The 19,486-nt window shown below is 68.7% G+C and carries 17 protein-coding genes; 12 read left to right on the top strand and 5 right to left on the bottom strand.

Going from position 1 to position 19,486, the window contains the following annotated elements; all coding sequences use genetic code 11:
- Positions 1-5: 5 nt before the first annotated feature.
- From sucD to BY998_RS04215, 6 genes are all read left to right on the top strand, one after another.
- Positions 6-890: a succinate--CoA ligase subunit alpha gene (gene sucD, locus BY998_RS04240; RefSeq protein WP_110350385.1), complete on the top strand. Its 885-nt coding sequence runs from the start codon at positions 6-8 to the stop codon at positions 888-890.
- 214 nt (positions 891-1,104) lie between these two features.
- Positions 1,105-4,095: a 2-oxoglutarate dehydrogenase E1 component gene (locus BY998_RS04235; protein ID WP_110350384.1), complete on the top strand. Its 2,991-nt coding sequence runs from the start codon at positions 1,105-1,107 to the stop codon at positions 4,093-4,095.
- A gap of 82 nt (positions 4,096-4,177) precedes the next feature.
- A complete protein-coding gene (gene odhB / locus BY998_RS04230) occupies positions 4,178-5,515 on the top strand; it encodes a 2-oxoglutarate dehydrogenase complex dihydrolipoyllysine-residue succinyltransferase (RefSeq protein WP_110350383.1) in 1,338 nt (445 codons plus the stop codon).
- 87 nt (positions 5,516-5,602) lie between these two features.
- Complete coding sequence (locus BY998_RS04225) at positions 5,603-6,826, top strand: DUF4241 domain-containing protein (RefSeq protein ID WP_110350382.1); 1,224 nt, start codon at positions 5,603-5,605, stop codon at positions 6,824-6,826.
- On the top strand, positions 6,823-8,223 hold the full coding sequence (gene lpdA, locus BY998_RS04220) for a dihydrolipoyl dehydrogenase (RefSeq protein WP_110350381.1): 1,401 nt from the start codon (positions 6,823-6,825) through the stop codon (positions 8,221-8,223). Before BY998_RS04225 ends, lpdA begins: the two co-directional genes overlap by 4 nt.
- A 351-nt stretch (positions 8,224-8,574) precedes the next feature.
- Entirely contained in the window at positions 8,575-10,200 is a 1,626-nt protein-coding gene (locus tag BY998_RS04215; protein ID WP_110350380.1) for a hybrid sensor histidine kinase/response regulator, read from the top strand.
- Positions 10,201-10,305: 105 nt separating this feature from the next.
- On the opposite strand, the gene BY998_RS04210 is transcribed toward BY998_RS04215, so the two are convergent.
- Positions 10,306-10,584: a hypothetical protein gene (locus BY998_RS04210; protein ID WP_110350379.1), complete on the bottom strand. Its 279-nt coding sequence runs from the start codon at positions 10,582-10,584 to the stop codon at positions 10,306-10,308.
- 197 nt (positions 10,585-10,781) lie between these two features.
- Positions 10,782-11,792, bottom strand: a complete 1,011-nt coding sequence (locus BY998_RS04205) for an NAD(P)H-quinone oxidoreductase (RefSeq protein WP_110350378.1) — start codon at positions 11,790-11,792, stop codon at positions 10,782-10,784.
- Positions 11,793-11,894: 102 nt separating this feature from the next.
- Here BY998_RS04205 and BY998_RS04200 point away from each other — a divergent pair, with 102 nt between their 5' ends.
- Positions 11,895-12,119 carry a hypothetical protein gene (locus BY998_RS04200; protein ID WP_110350377.1) on the top strand — a complete coding sequence of 75 codons (225 nt, stop codon included), beginning with the start codon at positions 11,895-11,897 and terminating at the stop codon, positions 12,117-12,119.
- A gap of 85 nt (positions 12,120-12,204) precedes the next feature.
- Positions 12,205-12,396 carry a type II toxin-antitoxin system RelE/ParE family toxin gene (locus BY998_RS04195; RefSeq protein ID WP_245421476.1) on the top strand — a complete coding sequence of 64 codons (192 nt, stop codon included), beginning with the start codon at positions 12,205-12,207 and terminating at the stop codon, positions 12,394-12,396.
- Between the two features lie 58 nt (positions 12,397-12,454).
- Here the strand turns inward: BY998_RS04195 and upp are convergent, their stop codons facing one another.
- From upp to BY998_RS04180, 3 genes are all read right to left on the bottom strand, one after another.
- Positions 12,455-13,105 carry a uracil phosphoribosyltransferase gene (gene upp / locus BY998_RS04190; RefSeq protein ID WP_110350376.1) on the bottom strand — a complete coding sequence of 217 codons (651 nt, stop codon included), beginning with the start codon at positions 13,103-13,105 and terminating at the stop codon, positions 12,455-12,457.
- 105 nt (positions 13,106-13,210) lie between these two features.
- Positions 13,211-15,304 carry a glycogen debranching protein GlgX gene (glgX, locus tag BY998_RS04185; RefSeq protein ID WP_110350375.1) on the bottom strand — a complete coding sequence of 698 codons (2,094 nt, stop codon included), beginning with the start codon at positions 15,302-15,304 and terminating at the stop codon, positions 13,211-13,213.
- Positions 15,305-15,386: 82 nt separating this feature from the next.
- Positions 15,387-16,808 carry a trehalose-6-phosphate synthase gene (locus BY998_RS04180; RefSeq protein WP_110350374.1) on the bottom strand — a complete coding sequence of 474 codons (1,422 nt, stop codon included), beginning with the start codon at positions 16,806-16,808 and terminating at the stop codon, positions 15,387-15,389.
- Positions 16,809-17,335: 527 nt separating this feature from the next.
- Between BY998_RS04180 and BY998_RS04175 the strand changes: the two genes are divergently transcribed.
- From BY998_RS04175 to BY998_RS04160, 4 genes are all read left to right on the top strand, one after another.
- Entirely contained in the window at positions 17,336-17,827 is a 492-nt protein-coding gene (locus BY998_RS04175) for a hypothetical protein (protein WP_110350373.1), read from the top strand.
- 11 nt (positions 17,828-17,838) lie between these two features.
- The gene (locus tag BY998_RS04170; RefSeq protein ID WP_110350372.1) at positions 17,839-18,249 is read left to right on the top strand and encodes a phage holin family protein; all 411 of its coding nucleotides are present in this window, start codon (positions 17,839-17,841) and stop codon (positions 18,247-18,249) included.
- Positions 18,246-18,641, top strand: coding sequence for a DUF3618 domain-containing protein (locus BY998_RS04165; protein ID WP_110350371.1), 396 nt, complete (start codon positions 18,246-18,248; stop codon positions 18,639-18,641). Before BY998_RS04170 ends, BY998_RS04165 begins: the two co-directional genes overlap by 4 nt.
- A gap of 61 nt (positions 18,642-18,702) precedes the next feature.
- Positions 18,703-19,479, top strand: coding sequence for a DUF883 family protein (locus tag BY998_RS04160; RefSeq protein WP_110350630.1), 777 nt, complete (start codon positions 18,703-18,705; stop codon positions 19,477-19,479).
- Positions 19,480-19,486: the final 7 nt, after the last annotated feature.

Below are 19,486 nucleotides of genomic sequence, written 5' to 3'. Positions count from 1 at the left end.
GACAGATGTCCATTCTCATCGACGCCAACACCCGGGTCATCTGCCAGGGCTTCACCGGCAAGAACGGCACCTTCCATTCCGAGCAGGCCATCGCCTACGGCACCAAGATGGTCGGCGGCACCAGCCCCGGTAAAGGCGGCGCGACCCATCTCGGCCTGCCGGTGTTCGACACCGTGGCCGAGGCGCGCGAGGCCACCGGCGCCGACGCCTCCGTCGTCTACGTGCCGCCGCCGGGCGCGGCCGACGCGATCTGCGAGGCGATTTCTGCGGAGATTCCGCTGATCGTCTGCATCACCGAGGGCATTCCGGTGCTCGACATGGTGCGGGTCAAGCGCGCGCTCGAAGGCTCGAAGTCGCGCCTGATCGGGCCGAACTGCCCCGGCGTCGTCACGGCGGGCCAGTCGAAGATCGGCATCATGCCGGCCAACATCTTCAAGCCGGGCTCCGTCGGCATCGTCTCGCGCTCGGGGACCCTGACCTACGAGGCGGTGTTCCAGACCTCGAATGCCGGTCTCGGCCAGACCACGGCGGTCGGCATCGGCGGCGATCCGGTCAAGGGCACCGAGTTCATCGACATGCTCGAGATGTTCCTCGCCGACCCCAAGACCGAATCGATCGTGATGATCGGCGAGATCGGCGGTTCGGCCGAGGAAGAGGCGGCGCAGTTCCTGGCCGACGAGGCCAAGCGCGGACGCAAGAAGCCCATGGTCGGCTTCATCGCCGGCCGCACGGCACCTCCGGGCCGTCGCATGGGCCATGCCGGCGCCATCATCTCCGGTGGCAAGGGCGGCGCCGAGGACAAGATCGCGGCGATGGAGGCGGCGGGCATCCGCGTCTCGCCGTCGCCGGCCCGGCTCGGCTCCACGCTCGTGGAAGTGCTGAAGGGTTGAGCGGTCTGTAACCGGGACCTGCGCGGCTGTGTTGCACCGCACGCAAGCTCGGGCGACCCATATGGGACAGGAGATCGGGGCGCGACCGTGCCCCGAACGGATCCGGAGGCGCGAGGCAGGACGTTAGGGTTCTGCCCGGACGGAGTGCGCCGGATCGGACTCGACGCGGCGGCAGGCTGAGCACAGCGCCGCCCGAGCGGTAGGACAGGCAGCAATGGCACGCCAGGACGCGAACGAAGCCCTTCTCCAGACCTCCTTCCTCTACGGCGCCAACGCCGCCTGGATCGAGGAACTGCAGGCGGCCTATGCCCGCGACCCGAACTCAGTCGATCCCGAGTGGCAGGCCTTCTTCAAGGAGTTGGGCGAGGACGTCGCCCTGGTGAAGAAGAACGCCGAGGGTGCCTCCTGGGCCAAGCCGAACTGGCCGGTGGCGGCCAACGGCGAGATCGTCTCGGCGCTCGACGGCAACTGGGGTGCGCTGGAAAAAGCGCTCGGCGACAAGATCCAGGCCAAGGCCCAGCCCGGCAAGCCCGGCGATTCCGCCAAGGGTGCGGCCATCGTCGCGGCCACCGGCGTCTCGGTCGAGCAGGCCACCAAGGATTCCGTGCGCGCGATCATGCTGATCCGCGCGTACCGCATGCGCGGCCATCTCCACGCCAAGCTCGATCCGATCGGGCTGGCCCCGCGCGGCGACCACGAGGAGCTGCACCCGCAGCATTACGGCTTCCAGGAGAGCGACTGGGACCGCAAAATCTTCCTCGACAACGTGCTCGGCATGGAATTCTCGACGATTCGCGAGATCGTCGCTATCCTGGAGCGCACCTACTGCCAGACGCTCGGCGTCGAGTTCATGCACATCTCCGATCCCGAGGAGAAGGCATGGATCCAGGAGCGCATCGAGGGCAAGGACAAGGAAATCTCGTTCACGCCGGAAGGGCGCCGGGCGATCCTGAACAAGCTGATCGAGGCCGAGGGCTTCGAGAAGTTCCTCGACCTCAAATACACCGGCACCAAGCGCTTCGGCCTGGACGGCGGCGAGGCGATGGTCCCAGCGCTCGAGCAGATCATCAAGCGCGGCGGCGCTCTCGGCGTCGAGGAGATCGTGCTCGGCATGGCCCATCGCGGCCGGCTGAACGTGCTCACCAACGTGATGGCCAAGCCCTTCCGGGCGGTGTTCCACGAGTTCAAGGGCGGCTCGACCTCCCCGGCCGAGGTCGAGGGCTCGGGCGACGTGAAGTACCATCTCGGCGCGTCCTCCGACCGCGCTTTCGACGACAACACCGTCCACCTCTCGCTGACCGCCAACCCGTCCCACCTCGAGATCGTCGATCCGGTGGTGCTGGGGAAGGTGCGGGCCAAGCAGGACCAGAAGGCCAAGCCCAACGTCGAGCGCCGCAGGGTGCTGCCGCTGCTCATCCACGGCGACGCGGCCTTCGCCGGTCAGGGCGTGGTGGCCGAGTGCCTCGGCCTGTCCGGCCTGAAGGGCCACCGGACCGGCGGTTCGATCCACTTCATCATCAACAACCAGATCGGCTTCACCACCGATCCGCGCTTCTCGCGCTCCTCGCCCTACCCGTCCGATGTCGCCAAGATGGTGGAAGCCCCGATCTTCCACTGCAACGGCGACGATCCGGAGGCGGTCACCTTCGCGGCGAAGGTCGCGGTCGAGTACCGGCAGAAGTTCGGCAAGCCGGTCGTGATCGACATGCTCTGCTACCGCCGCTTCGGCCACAACGAGGGCGACGAGCCGGCCTTCACCCAGCCGAAGATGTACCAGCGCATCCGCAAGCATCCGACCGCGCTGGAGACCTACGGCAAGAAGCTGGTCGCGCAGGGCGACCTCTCCCAGGAGCAGCTCGACGCGCGCAAGGCCGAGTTCCGCTCGATGCTGGAGAGCGAGCTCGACGTGGCCGGCGGCTACAAGGCCAACAAGGCCGACTGGCTGGACGGGCGCTGGTCCGGCTTCAAGGCCGTGCGCGAGGACGTGGACGATCCGCGCCGCGGGCGCACCGGCGTCCCCGCCGACACCCTGCGTGACCTCGCCAAGCGGATCACCACCCCCCCGCCGGGCTTCCACCTGCACCGCACGATCCAGCGCTTCTTCGACAACCGCGCCAAGGCGGTCGAGACGGGCGTCGGCATCGATTGGGCGACCGCCGAGGCCCTGGCCTTCGGCTCGCTGCTGATCGAGGGCCACCGCGTCCGCCTCTCCGGCCAGGACGTGGAGCGCGGCACCTTCTCGCAGCGCCATGCCGTGGTGATCGATCAGGAGAACGAGCAGCGCTACACGCCGCTCAACTCGGTGCGCGAGGGGCAGGCGAGCCTGGAGGTCATCAACTCGATGCTCTCCGAGGAGGCGGTGCTCGGCTTCGAGTACGGCTACTCGCTGGCCGAACCCAATTCCCTGGTGCTGTGGGAGGCGCAGTTCGGCGACTTCGCCAACGGCGCGCAGGTGGTGATCGACCAGTTCATCTCATCGGGCGAGCGCAAGTGGCTGCGCATGTCCGGCCTCGTGATGCTGCTGCCGCACGGCTACGAGGGCCAGGGGCCGGAGCACTCCTCCGCCCGTCTGGAGCGCTATCTCCAGATGTGCGCCGAGGACAACATGCAGGTCGCCAACTGCTCGACGCCCTCGAACTACTTCCACATCCTGCGCCGTCAGTTGAAGCGCGACTTCCGCAAGCCGCTGATCCTGATGACGCCCAAATCGCTGCTGCGCCACAAGCGGGCGGTCTCGAAGCTGGAGGAAATCGCGGAGGGCTCGACCTTCCACCGCATCCTCTGGGACGACGCGGAGCACGACGACAGCGGCGTGAAGCTCGTGCGCGACGACAAGATCCGCCGCGTCGTGCTCTGCTCGGGCAAGGTCTATTACGACCTCCTGGAGGAGCGGGAGAAGCGCGGCGTCAACGACGTCTACCTCATGCGCGTCGAGCAGCTCTATCCCTTCCCGCTCAAGGCTCTGGCCAACGAGATGACCCGCTTCCGCAACGCGGAGGTGGTGTGGTGCCAGGAGGAGCCCAAGAACATGGGCTCGTGGTCCTTCGTCGAGCCCTATCTCGAATGGGTGCTGGGCCAGGCCGGCTCCGCCTCGAAGCGGCCCCGCTACGTCGGCCGCCCGGCCTCGGCCTCGACCGCGGTCGGCCAGATGTCGAAGCACCTCACCCAGCTCCAGGCCTTCCTCAACGAGGCGCTGGCGGCCTGAGGGCCGCCCGCCTCCCGAACGATCCACCAACCGGGCGTCGCGTTCTCCTCACGCGCCCCGAAACCTCGGTGAAGACGAAACCATGGCGACCGACATCCTCGTCCCCACGCTCGGCGAATCCGTAAGCGAGGCCACGATCGGCCGCTGGTTCAAGAAGCCCGGCGACACCGTGGCCGCCGACGAGCCCCTGGTGGAGCTCGAGACCGACAAGGTCACCCTCGAGGTGAATGCGCCGGCCGCGGGCGAACTCGGCGAGATCCTCGTCAAGGACGGCGAGACGGTGGAGCCCGGCGCGGTGCTGGGCTCGATCGTCGAGGGCGGCAAGGGCGGCAAGGGCGCCGATAAGGGAGCGGGTAAGTCGGAGAGCAAGCCCGCCCCGAAGAGCGCCGAGCCGGCCGAGACCAAGACGGAGGCCCGCGCGGAGAAGGGCGAGGGCAAGCCGGCCAAGGACGAGCCGGCGACGGAATCCTCCGCCTCCTACGGCAGCCACGGCGACGCCCCGCCGGCCGGCGGCCGTGGTGCCGACGAGAGCGGCCCGGCGGTGGCCAAGCTCGCGCGCGAATCCGGCATCGACCCGGCAAGCCTCAACGGCAGCGGCAAGGACGGCCGCGTGACCAAGGGCGACATGCTCGCCGCGATCGACAAGGGCGGTGCGAAGGCGCCGGCTCAGGAGACCAAGGCCCCGGCCCCGCCGCGTGCCCCCTCCGCCCCGGACGACGCCGCGCGCGAGGAGCGCGTGCGGATGACCAAGCTGCGCCAGACCATCGCCAAGCGCTTGAAGAGCGCCCAGGACAATGCGGCGATGCTGACCACGTTCAACGACGTGGATATGGGCGCGGTGATGGCTCTACGGAGCCAGTACAAGGACATCTTCGAGAAGAAGCACGGCACGAAGCTCGGCTTCATGGGCTTCTTCACCAAGGCGGTGATCGGCGCGCTCAAGGACGTGCCGGCGGTCAACGCCGAGATCGACGGGCAGGACCTCGTTTATAAGAACTACTACCACATCGGCATCGCCGTCGGCACCGATAAGGGCCTCGTCGTGCCCGTGGTGCGCGACGCCGACGACCTCTCGATCGCCGGCATCGAGAAGAAGATCTCGGGCTTCGGCAAGAAGGCGCGCGAGGGCAAGCTCTCCATCGACGAGATGCAGGGCGGCACCTTCACCATCACCAACGGCGGCATCTACGGCTCGCTGATGTCGACCCCGATCCTCAATGCACCGCAATCGGGCATCCTCGGCATGCACCGCATCGAGGAGCGGCCGGTGGTGCGGGGCGGCAAGATCGAGGCGCGGCCGATGATGTATCTGGCGCTCTCCTACGATCACCGCATCGTCGACGGGAAGGAGGCCGTGACCTTCCTCGTTCGCGTCAAGGAAGCCCTGGAGGATCCGGCGCGCCTCGTGCTGGATCTTTGATCGAAGCGGTTCTTATGGCGCCGTCCACGGTCCCGCTCCATCCGGGGATGGGACCGTGAGGCCGGCTTCCGAGCGTCGATCGAACGGATGACTTCGCCCCGACTTCCCGAACCGAGCCGGCGCACCGCGCTCTGGCTCGCGATCGCGGCGGTCGGCGCCGGGCTGGCGGCCTCGCTGGCCAAGCTCTTCCCGTGGCAGCGCGCGGCGCGCGACGGAGCCAAGCCGATGGCCGAGGGGTCGTTCGATTTCCGCGAGAGCGAGCCCAACCTGTCGGTGACCGGGCTCAAGGAGGGGGCGCTGCGCGAGCGGGGCCTCACGCGTAGGGTCCTCGGCACCCTGCCGCTCCCGAGCGGGGCGGTGATCGCGACCGATCCTCTGGTGCAGCCCGACCGGGCGCCCTTCACCCACCGGGCCGAGCCGGGGAAGTACCCCGTCACGCTCTATCTCGCGCAGAATAGTGTCGCGCTGGCCGAGCTGCGCTTCGCGGACGCGGCGCCGGCACGCTGGGAACTCGCCCTGATGGAGGGGCAGGACGTCGCCACCCTGAAGGCGGGCGAGATCTTCGGCTATCCCGTCGATGCCGGCCTCGGCTGCTTCATGGACCCGGCCGCGCGTGCCGCGATGGAGCGCCGCGAGGCGCAGGAGCAGAAGCGGACGCCCCGCTACAGCAACTATTTCGACGACGTGCTCGCGAACGAACTGAAGGACGCGACCCAGGACGGGGTGATGCACCGGCCGCTGCCCGATGAGCCGGCTGAGGTCGCGGTCTTCTCCAGCGGCTGGGGCGACGGCGTCTATGCCTCCTATTGGGGCCTCGACGCGGGTGGGCGACCACTCCGGCTCGTCACGGATTTCGGCGTGATCGAGAACGGCGACGGGCGCGATCCCCGGGAGGTCGCCGTCACCGCCGCCCTGGCCGCGCTGAGCCCGGAGCAGCGGCGGGACAGCGCACGGGGTTTCGAGGCGCTGAAAGGCGACGATCTCGCCGCTTTCTCGGCGCTGCTGGACGAGGGTCGGATCACGCCCGAGACGCCGATCGAAGAGGTTAGGGGGACCTTCACCTTCGAGGCGATCCGCCTCGACAAGCCAGAGGCGCTCGACCGCCTCGTCCGGCACGGCGCCACGCTCCTGATGCCGTCCTACCTGCAGATCGGGGACGAGCGGAAGACCTATCCGGCCTACGCCCGGGATCTCGACAAACCCCGGTCGCCGCGCCTGCTCGGCATCATCGAGGCCTGGGAGCGCACGACCTCCGCGCTGCCCGCGGCCGACTCAACCGACACGCCATCACGAGGACAGACCCTTCCATGAGCTACGATCTCGTCGTCATCGGCACCGGCCCCGGCGGCTATGTCTGCGCCATCCGCGCGGCCCAGCTGGGCCTCAAGACCGCGGTGGTCGAGAAGCGGGCGACCCATGGCGGCACCTGCCTCAACGTCGGCTGCATTCCCTCGAAGGCGCTGCTGCACGCATCGGAAGCCTTCGAGGAGGCCAACAAGCACTTCGGCGAGCTCGGCATCGAGGTCGGCACGGTGAAGCTCGACCTGAAGAAGATGCAGGCGTTCAAGCAGGGCGGCGTCGACGGCAACACCAAGGGCGTCGAGTTCCTGCTCAAGAAGAACAAGGTCGATACCTATCACGGCCGCGGCCGCATCGCCGGGGCCGGCCGCGTCGAGGTGATCGCCGAGGACGGCGGCAACCAGATGCTGGAGACCAAGAACATCGTCATCGCCACCGGCTCCGACGTGACCCGGCTGCCCGGCGTCACGATCGACGAGAAGACGGTGGTCTCCTCCACCGGTGCGCTCGAACTCGATCGGGTGCCGAAGAAGCTCGTGGTGATCGGCGCGGGCGTGATCGGGCTCGAACTCGGCTCGGTCTGGCGCCGGCTCGGTGCCGAGGTGACGGTGGTCGAGTATCTCGACCGGGTGCTGCCCGGCATGGACGGCGAGGTCGGCAAGCAGTTCCAGCGCATCCTCGCCAAGCAGTGCATGGTCTTCAAGCTCTCGACCAAGGTGACCGGCGTCGAGACGGGCAAGAAGGGCGCGACCGTCACCGTCGAGCCGGCCCAGGGCGGCGAGCCGGAGAAGCTCGACGCCGACGTGGTGCTCGTCGCCATCGGCCGGGTGCCCTTCACCGAAGGGCTCGGGCTGGAGACCGTGGGCGTGGCTACCGACGACAAGGGCCGCATCGAGACGGATTCGCACTACGCCACCAACGTCACCGGCATCTACGCCATCGGCGACGTGATCGCCGGGCCGATGCTCGCCCACAAGGCGGAGGACGAGGGCGTGGCCGTCGCCGAGATTCTGGCCGGCCAGTCGGGCCACGTGAATTACGGCGTGATCCCGAACGTGGTCTACACCTTCCCCGAGGTCGCCTCGGTCGGGAAGAGCGAGGAGGAACTGAAGAAGGACGGGATCGCCTACAAGGCCGGCAAGTTCCCCTTCACCGCCAACGGCCGCGCCAAGGCCAACGGCACCACCGACGGCTTCGTGAAGATCCTCGCCGACGAGAAGACGGACCGGGTGCTCGGCGTGCACATCGTCGGCGCGGATGCGGGCAACCTCATCGCCGAGGTCGCGGTGGCGATGGAGTTCGCGGCCTCCGCCGAGGACATCGCCCGCACCTGCCACGCCCATCCGACGCTGACGGAAGCGGTCAAGGAAGCCGCGCTCGCCGTCGACAAGCGCGCGATCCACGTCTGAGGGCTCACGAACCGCATCAGGCCGTCCCGGACGGAACCGGGACGGCCTGTCCGCGACGGGCCTCGCCGAAACCCGTCCGACGTTCCTGGACGAGGCCGACAAGCAGACCGACAGCATCGATGTGTGATCACGTCCGATCACCCCAGGCGGCCCTATTGTATGTTTTCATACAGAAAATCATTCGCGAAGACACGCACAATTGAACAGATACGTCGCTAGATCGATTTAATGCGACTTTCTGTCGTTTGAGGTTCATCGATCGCGCGACTTTCCTTGGAACGCGTCGCGATGCGAATGTATTGTGATGCGTGATCCGGCCCCGTGGGTCACATCCACGGGAACTCCGTCCGCATGCCCAGTTCGCCCGAGAAGCCCAAGGCTCCCGGCCCCAACACCCCGGTGACCGGCAGCGGCCCGGCCGGCGTCCTCGATCAGCACCACGACATCTTCTTCGCGGCCGTCGAGCGCACGCGCATGCCGATGATCGTCACGGACCCGCACCAGCCGGACAATCCGATCATCTTCGTCAACCGCGCCTTCATCCGCATGACCGGCTACACGCTCGAAGAGCTGATCGGAAACAACTGCCGCTTCCTGCAGGGGCCGGACACCGACCGCGAGACCATCGCGGAAGTGCGCGACGCCGTGATGGAGCACCGGGAGTTCGCCACCGAGATCCTGAACTACCGCAAGGACGGCTCCTCGTTCTGGAACGCGTTGTTCGTCAGCCCGGTCTTCGACCGCTCGGGCGACCTCGTCTACTTCTTCGGCTCGCAACTCGACGTCTCACGCCGCCGCGACGCCGAGGAGTCGCTCTACCAAGCCCAGAAGATGGAGAGCCTGGGCCAGCTCACCGGCGGCATCGCCCACGACTTCAACAACCTGCTTCAGGTCGTCTCCGGCCACAACGAGGTTATCCTGGCGCTGCTCGACCATCCGACGATCGACGCCGCGCGGATGCGCAGGGCCGCCGAGGCGGTGCGGGCGGCGACCGACCGGGCCGCCAAGCTCACGCATCAGCTCCTCGCCTTCTCGCGCAAGCAGCGGCTGGAGGGACGCCTGCTCAATCTCAACGGCCTCGTCGAGGGCATGACCGAGATGACGGGCCGGACGCTCGGCGACGACATCGAACTGAAGGCCGTGCTCGCGCCGGAACTCTGGACGACGCGCATCGACCCGACCCAGGCCGAGGTCGCCCTGCTCAACGTGCTCATCAACGCTCGCGACGCGATGCCCGAGGGCGGCACGGTGACGATGCGGACGGAGAACCTGCTGATCGAGGACGAGGACACCGCCCTCACCAAGACCGTGCCGCCCGGCGCCTACGTCGTGGTCTCGGTGACCGATACAGGAACCGGCATGCCGTCCGAGATCCTGACGCGTGTCATGGAGCCATTCTTCACCACCAAGGGGGAGGGCAAGGGCACCGGGCTCGGGCTTGCCATGGTCTACGGCTTCGTCAAGCAGTCGGGCGGCTCGGTGAAGATCTATTCCGAAGTCGGCCACGGCACCACGGTGCGGCTCCTCTTCCCGGCCTCCGACCAGAAGATCGAGGACGAGGCCAAGCCCCTGCAGCGTGCCGCGGACCGGCACGGCACCGAGACGGTGCTCGTGGTGGACGACCGGCCGGACGTGGCGGCGACGGCGGGCACCATCCTGGAGGATTTCGGCTACAAGGTCGTCGTGGTCGACAGTCCCCGGGCCGCCGTCGAGATCCTCGACGGCGAGGCGCGCATCGACCTGCTGTTCACCGATCTCATCATGCCCGGCGGCATGAACGGCGTGATGCTGGCCCGCGCCGCCCGGGAGCGTCAGCCCAAGATCAAGGTGCTGCTCACCACCGGCTACGCCGAGGCCTCGCTGGAGCGCACCGACGCGGGCGGCACCGAGTTCGAGATCATCAACAAGCCCTACAAGCGCATGGAGCTGGCCCGAAGGGTGCGGCGGGTCATCGACGGACCGACAGGCGTCGGGTAGCGCCTGCCGCTCGCGATGCGATGAGACGTTCGGCCGATCGATGAAACGAAAAAGCCTCCCGGGAACGCATCCCGGGAGGCTTTTTTGCTCAGCAGGCTGTCGGCGTTACTGCGCCGACTTCTGGGCCGGCTGCGGGTAGGCCGGGTTCTCGGCCGGCACGTTGCCGCTGTTCGAGGACGGTGCCTTGTTCACGGAGCCGGTGGTCATCTCGCGGGCGGATTCCTGGCTTTTGCCGGCATGGTCGGCGGGCGACTCGGCCCGGTTCCAGCTCAGGAGTCCGACCGTGGCGACGGCGAGCAGGACGAGGCTTGCCACCAGGACATAGAGGACCGGCTTGCCCTTCGAGCCCTGGCGGGCATCGGTCTGGTTTTCGATCTGAGCCATGAAGTTCCCTCTCTGCCGCCCAGCAGAGGAGCGGCGTCGGCAGCATCGGTTATGCTTGGCCAACGCCGGTCAGGCTTCGAGAGTTCCTGCGTGAAGCTGCGCCTTGAGCCTCGTCCCGCATTCGGAATGAGGCTCAGGGTTCTTGAGTCAGCAGCATCGTTTTCCGAAAGCCGGAAACCACCTCTCGGGATGATGTTCTAGCGCCCCGTGACCAGCAAGATCTTGCCCGTGTGGCTGCTGGTCTCCATGAGTTCGTGGGCCTTGCGTGCCTCCTCCAGGGGGAAGGTCGCGTGCACGACGGGACGGATCTTGCCCGCCTCCACCAGCGGCCAGACCTCCCGCCGCAGGCCCTCGGCAATCGCCGCCTTGCTCTCCTTGGGCTGCGCCCGGAGCGTTGCGCCGGTGATGGTGAGGCGCTTGAGCATGATCGGGGTCAGCGTGACGTTCTCCGCCTTGTAGCCCTGCATGAAGGCGATCTGGACGAGGCGACCCTCCACCGCGAGCGAGGCGATGTTCTTCTGGAGATAGGCCGCGCCCACCATGTCGAGGATCACGTCGACGCCCCGGCCGTCGGTGAGCCGCTTCACCTCCTCGGCGAAATCCGCCTCGCGGTAGTTGATGGCGGCGTCCGCCCCCAGCTCCTCGCAGAATCGGCACTTCTCGGCCGAGCCGGCGGTGGTGAGGACGCGGGCGCCGTGCTGCTTGGCGATCTGGATCGCGGTGGTGCCGATCCCGCTCGACCCGCCATGGACGAGGAAGGTCTCACCCTTCTGCAGGCGTCCGCGCTGGATCACCGTGGAATAGACGGTGAAGACGGTCTCGGGCAGCCCGGCCGCCTCCACCAGGGAGAGCGGTCCGGGCTTCCGCAGCACCTGCCCCGTCTCGGCCAGAGCGAACTCCGCGTAGCCGCCGCTGATGACCAGCGCGCAGACCTCGTCGCCCACGGCCCAGTCCGTGACGCCCTCGCCCAGGGCGGCGATGCGCCCGGCGATCTCCAGCCCCGGGATCTCGGTCGCGCCCTTGGGCGGCGGGTAGCTGCCCTGCCGCTGCATGATGTCGGGCCGGTTGATGCCCGCCGCGACCACCTCGACCAGAACCTGCCCGGCCGCGGGTTTGGGCAGCGGCACGGCCTCGACCGTGATGACCTCCGGCCCCCCCGCGCCCTGGAAGCGGATCTGGCGCATGGTCTCGGGCAGGTCTTGGGGCATGACGGCTCCTTGGGGCGCGGGTTCGGCGGACGATGGCCGATCACATGGCGCAGAGGACGGGACGCGTCGAGCCATGTATGTTTCACGCTCGGAAGGTGACACATGACGAAGCTGCTCGAACAAGCCGTCGAGGCCGTGCGCCGGCTTCCCGCGACGGATCAGGATACGATCGCCGAAGCCATAATGGGTCTCGCCAAGATCGGAGCCTCGGACGATATCGATCCCGACCACCTCGAGGACGTGATGGCCGGGCTCGCCGAAATCGATCGCGGTGAGCTGGCTTCTCCCGAAGAGGTCGAAGCGGCCTTCCGCAGCTTCGAGCGATGAGGCTAGAAGTCTCTCAGCGCGCCATACGGCGGCTGCGCGAGATCGCCGACGATATCACCGAGAGAATCCGCCAGCCGCGTCCCACGTGCAGCGGGCGATTCGAGATACCTTCTCGCTCCTGGCGACGTATCCGGATGCCGGCCGGCTCTTGCGTCCGAACCTGCGCCGTTTCGTCGTTCCGCGTCTGCCGTACCTGATCTATCACACCGTCAGCCAAGCGGCCGATGCCGTCATCATCGTCACGATCCGCCCTGGTGCCCAGCGCCAGCGGAACTGAGCCGGTCGAGCATCGTCCAAATGCCGGCGCCCCTTTCGGGACGATGCCACCAAAAGAATCAGCGCGTGCCGTACATCCGGTCGCCCGCGTCGCCGAGGCCCGGCACGATGTAGCCGTGGTCGTTGAGGTGGCTGTCGATCGCCGCGGTCCAGACCGGCACGTCGGGATGGGCTGCCTGGAAGCGGGCGATGCCCTCGGGCGCGGCGAGCAGGCAGACGAAGCGCAGATCCCGCGCGCCCCGGCTCTTGAGCCGCTCCACCGCCGCGACCGCGGAATTGGCGGTGGCGAGCATGGGGTCGAGCACCAGCACCGTGCGGTCGGCCAGATCCGACGGGCTCTTGAAATAGTACTCCACCGCCTGGAGCGTGTCGGGATCGCGGTAGAGCCCGACATGGGCGACGCGAGCCGACGGCATCAGCGAGAGCATGCCGTCGAGGAAGCCGACGCCGGCGCGCAGGATCGGGGCGAGCACGAGCTTCTTGCCGGCGATCCGGCGCCCTTCCATGGGCTGGATCGGCGTCTGGATGGTGACCGGTTCGAGCGGCAGGTCGCGGGTCACCTCGTAGGCGAGCAGCATGCCGATCTCGTTCAGGAGTTCGCGGAACCCCTTCGTCGAGCGCTCGCCGTCGCGCATCATCGTCAGCTTGTGCTGGACGAGCGGGTGATCGACCACCGTCACCCGCGCCGCCCCGCCGCTTCCCGCCTGCATCGATGTCGTCCCTCTCCCCGCCCGATCGGGCCCTCACCCTGACGATGCCACGGGGGGCGCAGGAAGCCGAGATGCGGGCACCATTTTCCCGGGGTGCGGGCGGCCTCAGGACAGGATGGGCGGCGATTTCAGCACCAGCACCGCCCGCTCGGGCAGGTCGACCGTGCCGGCGGGGGGGACCATCGGGCGCGTTCCCTCGGGCACGGCGCCGCGGTCGAGGGTCGTGTCGAAGACCGGGCGCCAGGGTCCGCCGAGTTCGGCCGGCAGGGCGAAGGGGCAGGCCTCCGCCGCCGCGTTCATCAGGATGAGGACGCGCTCCGATCCCTCGATGTCGTTGCTCATCTGCATGCCGAAGGCTTGGCGCTCGCCGTCCGCCCAGGCGGCCCCGTCCATCTCGGTGCCGTCGGGGGAGAGCCAGTGCACGTCCTTCAGCTCGGTCTCGCCGACGCGGCTGCCGATCAGGAAGTGGCGGCGGCGCAGGGAGCGGCAGGCCCGGCGCAGGGCCGCGAGATTGGCGACGAACGCGGTCAGGGTCGGATCGGGGTCGTTCTCCCAATCCATCCAGCTCAGGGCGTTGTCCTGGCAGTAGGCGTTGTTGTTGCCGCGCTGCGAGCGCGAGCGCTCGTCGCCCATCAGCAGCATCGGCACACCCTGCGCGAAGAACAGGCAGGCCAGCATGTTGCGCTTCTGGCGGGCGCGCAGGGCGAGGATGCGGGAATCGTCGGTCGGCCCCTCGACGCCGTAATTGGCCGAGAGGTTGTGACCGTGGCCGTCGCGGTTCTCCTCGCCGTTGGCCTCGTTGTGCTTCTGCGCGTAGGCGACCACGTCGGCCAGCGTGAAGCCGTCGTGGGACGCCACGAAGTTGATGCTGGCCAACGGCGAGCGGCCCGACGGCAGGAAGATCTCGCGGGAGCCCGAGAGCCCCTGCGTGAGCTTGGCGAGCGTGCCGGAATCGCCTCGCCAGAAGCCGCGCAGGTGATCGCGGAACTGATCGTTCCACTCGCTCCAGCCGTAGGGGTAGCCGCCGAGCCGGTAGCCGCCCATGCCGATGTCCCAGGGCTCGGCGATGAGCTTGACCCGCGACAGGACGGGGTCCTGCTGCACCGCCTGGAAGAAGGCGGCCTCGGGGGAGAAATCGAGCGGCACGCGTCCCAGGCTCGTGGCGAGGTCGAAGCGGAAGCCCGCCACGCCGTAGACGGTCACCCAGTGGCGCAAGGAGTCGAGCACCATGCGCATCACCCGCGGATGGGCGACGTTCAAGGTGTTGCCGCAGCCGGTGCAATCGACGTTCCGGCGGAGATTGTCGGGGTCGAGCTTGTAGTAGCTCGTGTTGTCGATGCCGCGGAAGGAGAGCGTTGGCCCGAGGTGGTCGCCCTCCGCCGTGTGGTTGTAGACCACGTCGATCAGGGTCTCGATGCCGGCCGCCGCGAGTTCGCGGATGGCGAAGCGCAGGCCGCTGGCATCGCCCTCGCCGAGATAGCGCGGCTCGGGCGCGAAGTAATTGTAGGGCTGGTAGCCCCAGAAATTGACGAGGCCCTTCTCCACGAGGAAGCGGTCGTCGGCGAAGGCTTGGATCGGCAGGAGTTCGAGCGCGGTGACGCCGAGCCTCAGGAGGTGCTCGATGATGGCGGGGTGGGCCAGCCCGAGATAGGTGCCGCGCTCGGCTTCCGAGAGGGCCGGATGCGTCATCGTCAGCGCCTTGACGTGGGCCTCGTAGATCACCGTCTCGTGGAGCGGGCGTGGCGTCGGCAGGGCGACCGGATCGGGGGTGTCGGGTCGCGTGACCACGCCGCGGGGCAGGAAGGGTGCGCTGTCGCGCCGGTCCATCTGGTCCTCGCGCACGCCGCCGCGACGATGGCTGTAGAGCGCGTCGTGCCAGCGGATGCGCCCGGCGATCTCGCGGGCATAGGGGTCGAGGACGAGCTTGGCCGGGTTGAAGCGGTGCCCCGCCGCCGGGTCCCAGGGGCCGAACACCCGGTAGGCGTATTGCTGACCCGGCAGCAGGCCGTGGAGATAACCGTGGAAGACGTCGTCGGTCCGGCAGGGCAGGCGGATCGTGCGCGCTTCGTGCCGGGCGCCGGGATCGAACAGGCAGAGATCGACCCGGGTCGCGTGCTGCGAGAAGAGAGCGAAGTTGACGCCGCGGCCGTCGAAATGTGCGCCGAGCGGCGTCGGCGAACCCTCCTCGATGACGATCATTCCGGTCTTTCGTGAAGAGGGGCCCAGAAAACGAGGCCACGCTTCGACTTAGGCCGATTCGTCGCCGAGGCGAAGCGCGTCCCTACTCCGCCGCCGCCGCCGCGGTCGGTGGCTCGCGCTCGACGGTGCGGAAGTTCTCCAGCTCCGTCATGAAGGCGCGCGCCCACCAATCCACGTCCTCGCGCAGCATGCGGTCGGCCATGGGCTTCCAGCGCTCCAGGCGCTCACCGCGAGGCATGTAGAGCGCCTGCCGGATCGCCTCGGCGACCTCGAAGCGGTCGTAGGGGTTCACGAGCAACGCCTCGGGCAGCTGCCGGGCCGCACCCGCGAATTTCGAGAGCACGAGGACGCCGGGATCCTCCGCGCTTTGTGCGACGACGTATTCCTTGGCGACGAGGTTCATGCCGTCGCGCATGGGCGTGACGAGACCGACCCGGGCGGCGCGATAGAGGCCGGCGAGCACGGGGCGCGGATAGGCCTTGGTGACGTACTGGATCGGCGTCCAGGCCGGCTCGCCGAGCATGCCGTTGATGTCGCCGACCTTCTCGTTCACCTCGCGGGAGAGCTGCTCGTATTCCGGCACCTCGCTGCGGGATTTCGGCGTGATCTGGATGTAGACCACGTTGCCGCGCTGGTCGGGGTTCGAGGCGAAGAAGCGGTCCACCGCCTCCATGCGCTCGGGCACGCCCTTCGAGTAGTCGAGTCGGTCGACGCCGATCAGCAGCTTGCGGGTGCGCAGGCCCGCCATGGTCTCGCGCACCACCTTGTTGGCGCCGGCCTTGTCCGCGGCGTCCTTGAAGCTCGCCACGTCGATGCCGATGGGGAAGCTGCGGATGCGGGTGCGGCGGCCGTCCACCATCATCGAGCCGCCACCGAGCGGGATGGCGCGCATCGTGTCGATGAAGTTGCGCGAAAGGTTCTGCACGTCCGAGTCGGTCTGAAGGCCGATCAGGTCGTAATCGGCCAGGGCGCGCAGCAACTCGTCGCTGGCGGGCAGGGTGTTGAACACGTCCGCCGCCGGCCACGGAATGTGGTGGAAGTAGCCGATCGGGTTGGCGATGCCCTGGCCGCGCAGCTCGCTCGCCAGCGGAAGCAAGTGGTAGTCGTGAACCCAGATCAGGTCGTCGGGCTCGACCAGCTTGGCGAGCGCCTGGGCGAAGGTCTGGTTGACGCGCTGGTAGCCGGCGTAGTCGGAGCGGGAGAAGGTCCCGAGTCCGATCCGGTAGTGCATGATCGGCCAGAGCGCCCGGTTGGCGAAGCCCGCGTAGTACTCGCGGTGATCCTGGGGCGAAAGGTCGAGCACGGCGTACTGGATCGGCCCGCGCTGGATCAGCTCGGGCTCGGTGCTCGGGTTGTCGCAGATGTTGCCGCTCCAGCCGAACCAGAGGCCCTCGTACGACGAGAACGCCTCCTTGACCGCGACGGCCAGTCCGCCGGCGGAGACCGCGTCCTTGCCCTCTGCAGGCACGGCGACACGGTTGGAGACAATGATCAGACGTGCCACGAACCCGGCTCCGGTCCTTGATGGGGCGGGCGCGCGACGCACGCCTGCCGAACGGTCTTGCGTCTGTGGGAAAACGCGCGGAAGCCGAGCGCGATCCGTCGAAAGACAGCCAAGCGCATCCCCCCCTGCCGGTCAAGCGGACGATCCGACGGCGTTTCCGCTGTCCGACCCGGCATCCGCCCGTCCGATCTCCGCATCCTCCCCTGTCCTTTGCAGTGCAGCAGAGTGCCCGCCACCATGCAAGGGATAAGCTGAACAGGCGCTGACATCTCGCGCCGAAACGGGGCGCGACCGTCGGAGGAAATCATCGGAAGGAGATCATGGGGATGAACGGCGCCTCCTCGCGTTTTCCCGATTCGGGACGGCTCGCGTCGCCGGCGCGATACCCGGCGCAACGCGCAGCCTTTGCAAAGCGGAACCTCGCGAGGCGGCCAATGGTTCTCCGGCCGAGTTCACGAGGATCGCGGCGCCCTCGCGCCCATCGTCCTCTTCTCCCGTCTCTCGCGACCACGTCCGGAGTTCAGTCCATGACAGCTTCCGCGTCCCCAGATCCCATCGGCGGTGCCGCCTCCGGCACCGGTTCGCCCGAGGCCAAGGCGGATCTGCAGGACCTGCGCCACGACGTCGAGGAGACGGCGAGCGTCGCGGCCGAGCGCGGCAAGGGTTTCGCGGCGGCCGCGCGCCAGCACGCCCTCTCTTACGTCGACGACCGCAAGGGCGAGGCCGCCCGCTCCGTCTCGGATCTCGCCAAGTCCCTGCGCGATTCCGGCAAGACCTTCGACGACCGCCCCAACATCCGCGCCTTCTTCGACAGCGCGGCGGAAGGGCTCGACGACTTCGCCGGCTCGATCGAGCGGCGCAGCCTCGACGACATCTACCACGAGGCCGAGGCCTTCGCCCGCCGCTCGCCGGTGACCGTCGCGGTGGCCACCTTCGCTGCGGGCTTCCTGCTGTCGCGCTTCGTCAAGGCTTCCGGCACGGCCGATACGGACCGGTTCGACGGCGGCTACCGGGGCTGAGGGGACGCACGATGACGAGCCCTCCCCCTCCCCCACCCCCCTCCTCCTCCATCCAGGGGCTCGTCGCCGACGCCCTGCGCGAGGCGAGCGAACTCGCCAGCAAGGAGATCGCCCTCTTCCGCACGGAGATGACGAACAACGTCCGCTCGCTGTTCGTCGGCCTCGCGATGATGGTGCTCGCCGCAGTGTTCGCGGTCACGGCGATGCTGGTGCTGATCGGTGCGCTGGTGAAGTACGTCGCGACGCTCGTGGGCTCCGAGTGGCTGGCGGCCCTGATCGTGGGCGGCGGCATGCTGCTCGTGGCGATCGTGCTCGGCGTGATCGGCGCCCGGGCGATGTCGCTGTCCAACCTCGCCCCGACCCGGACCACGCGGCAGGTCCGGCAGGATGCCCGCGCGCTGACGGAAAGGGTTTCGGGATGAGCGAATCGATCTCGGACCTCGAGAAGGACATCGAGCAGAGCCGCGCCCGGCTCGACGAGACCATCGACCGGATTCAGGGTCGGCTGAACGCGTCGAGCCTCGTCGACGAGATGCTCGGCTCGGCCCGGCGCACGCCCTACAGCGGCGTCTACGACGACGCCCTGGAGGCGGTGCGGCGCAACCCCGTGCCGGTGCTGCTGATCGCGGCGGGCGTCGGCCTCCTGCTCAACGGAATGCGGACGGCCCGGCACCCGGCCGCCCGCCCCGCCACCCGGGCCGTCGTGCCGGTGGAGGTCAAGCCCGTCACCGTGACGGGGGCCGACCGCACCTACGATCCCGACGCCCCCGGCGGACGCCCCGCCCACGACCTGCCGCCCGAGCGTCAGGTCTGACCGATCCAGGAGCCGCGCGCGAATCCCCGCGCCGACGGCCTTCACGGACATGGAGCCCATCATGAGCCAAGGACCCAATCATCAAGGCCCGACCACGCCGCCGGTCGGCGCGCCCATCGAGACCCTGCCCGAGAACATCGCCGGCCGCTCCGGCATGCCCCGCGAGGCCGGCGTCGAACACAGCCTCCACAGCACCGCGGACCGTGCGACCGCGGCGGGCCGCGAGGCCAATGCCCGTCTCCAGGCCGGCCTGCAGGACACGACCGAGCAGGCCTCCGAGACGGCGCGCGACCTGCGCGATCAGGCCGCAAGCAAGGCTTCCGAACTGAAGGACCGGGTCACCGGCGCCGCCGATTCCGCCCGGGCCCAGGCCGGCGACACCGTTCGCGCCGCGCGCGACCGGGCGGGCGAGGCCTACGAGGATGCCCGCTCCTGGGCCGAGGACCGCTACGAGACGCAGCGCCGCCGCGCCGCCGACCTCGCGGATCGCGGCACCCGCCGCTTGCACGAGGGGCGCACCGCCACGGAGCAGTTCGTCTCCGAGAACCCGCTCCTCGTCGGCGTGGTCGGCCTCGCCGCGGGCCTGCTGCTCGGCGCGCTGCTGCCGCGCACCCGGCAGGAGGATCAGGCGCTCGGCCCCTACGCCGACGACCTGCGCGACCAGGGCATCCGCTACGCCCGCGACCTGACCCATCGCGGCCGCGCCTTCGTCGAGACGGCCCTCGACCCCGAAAACCTCGACGCGGCGGTCAAGCGCGCCGGCGCGCCGCAGGCCGAGCCGGCTTCCGGCCCGACCGCGGGCTACGACGCGACCGAGCGGACGGCGCATCGGCTCTAAGACGAAG

This window comes from Methylobacterium sp. B4 (assembly GCF_003201865.1).
Taxonomy (GTDB): Bacteria; Pseudomonadota; Alphaproteobacteria; order Rhizobiales; family Beijerinckiaceae; genus Methylobacterium.
The sequence above is the reverse complement of the archived record's forward strand: the minus strand, read 5'-3'. Positions and strand labels throughout refer to the sequence as shown.

Excerpts from the sequence above, each read along its gene's own strand:
- sucD (WP_110350385.1), top strand. The coding sequence starts at position 6 with ATGTCCATTCTCATCGACGCCAACACCCGGGTCATCTGCCAGGGCTTC.
- BY998_RS04235 (WP_110350384.1), top strand. The coding sequence starts at position 1,105 with ATGGCACGCCAGGACGCGAACGAAGCCCTTCTCCAGACCTCCTTCCTC.
- odhB (WP_110350383.1), top strand. The coding sequence starts at position 4,178 with ATGGCGACCGACATCCTCGTCCCCACGCTCGGCGAATCCGTAAGCGAG.
- BY998_RS04225 (WP_110350382.1), top strand. The coding sequence starts at position 5,603 with ATGACTTCGCCCCGACTTCCCGAACCGAGCCGGCGCACCGCGCTCTGG.
- lpdA (WP_110350381.1), top strand. The coding sequence starts at position 6,823 with ATGAGCTACGATCTCGTCGTCATCGGCACCGGCCCCGGCGGCTATGTC.
- BY998_RS04215 (WP_110350380.1), top strand. The coding sequence starts at position 8,575 with ATGCCCAGTTCGCCCGAGAAGCCCAAGGCTCCCGGCCCCAACACCCCG.
- BY998_RS04210 (WP_110350379.1), bottom strand. The coding sequence starts at position 10,584 with ATGGCTCAGATCGAAAACCAGACCGATGCCCGCCAGGGCTCGAAGGGC.
- BY998_RS04205 (WP_110350378.1), bottom strand. The coding sequence starts at position 11,792 with ATGCCCCAAGACCTGCCCGAGACCATGCGCCAGATCCGCTTCCAGGGC.
- BY998_RS04200 (WP_110350377.1), top strand. The coding sequence starts at position 11,895 with ATGACGAAGCTGCTCGAACAAGCCGTCGAGGCCGTGCGCCGGCTTCCC.
- upp (WP_110350376.1), bottom strand. The coding sequence starts at position 13,105 with ATGCAGGCGGGAAGCGGCGGGGCGGCGCGGGTGACGGTGGTCGATCAC.
- glgX (WP_110350375.1), bottom strand. The coding sequence starts at position 15,304 with ATGATCGTCATCGAGGAGGGTTCGCCGACGCCGCTCGGCGCACATTTC.
- BY998_RS04175 (WP_110350373.1), top strand. The coding sequence starts at position 17,336 with ATGACAGCTTCCGCGTCCCCAGATCCCATCGGCGGTGCCGCCTCCGGC.
- BY998_RS04170 (WP_110350372.1), top strand. The coding sequence starts at position 17,839 with ATGACGAGCCCTCCCCCTCCCCCACCCCCCTCCTCCTCCATCCAGGGG.
- BY998_RS04165 (WP_110350371.1), top strand. The coding sequence starts at position 18,246 with ATGAGCGAATCGATCTCGGACCTCGAGAAGGACATCGAGCAGAGCCGC.
- BY998_RS04160 (WP_110350630.1), top strand. The coding sequence starts at position 18,703 with ATGAGCCAAGGACCCAATCATCAAGGCCCGACCACGCCGCCGGTCGGC.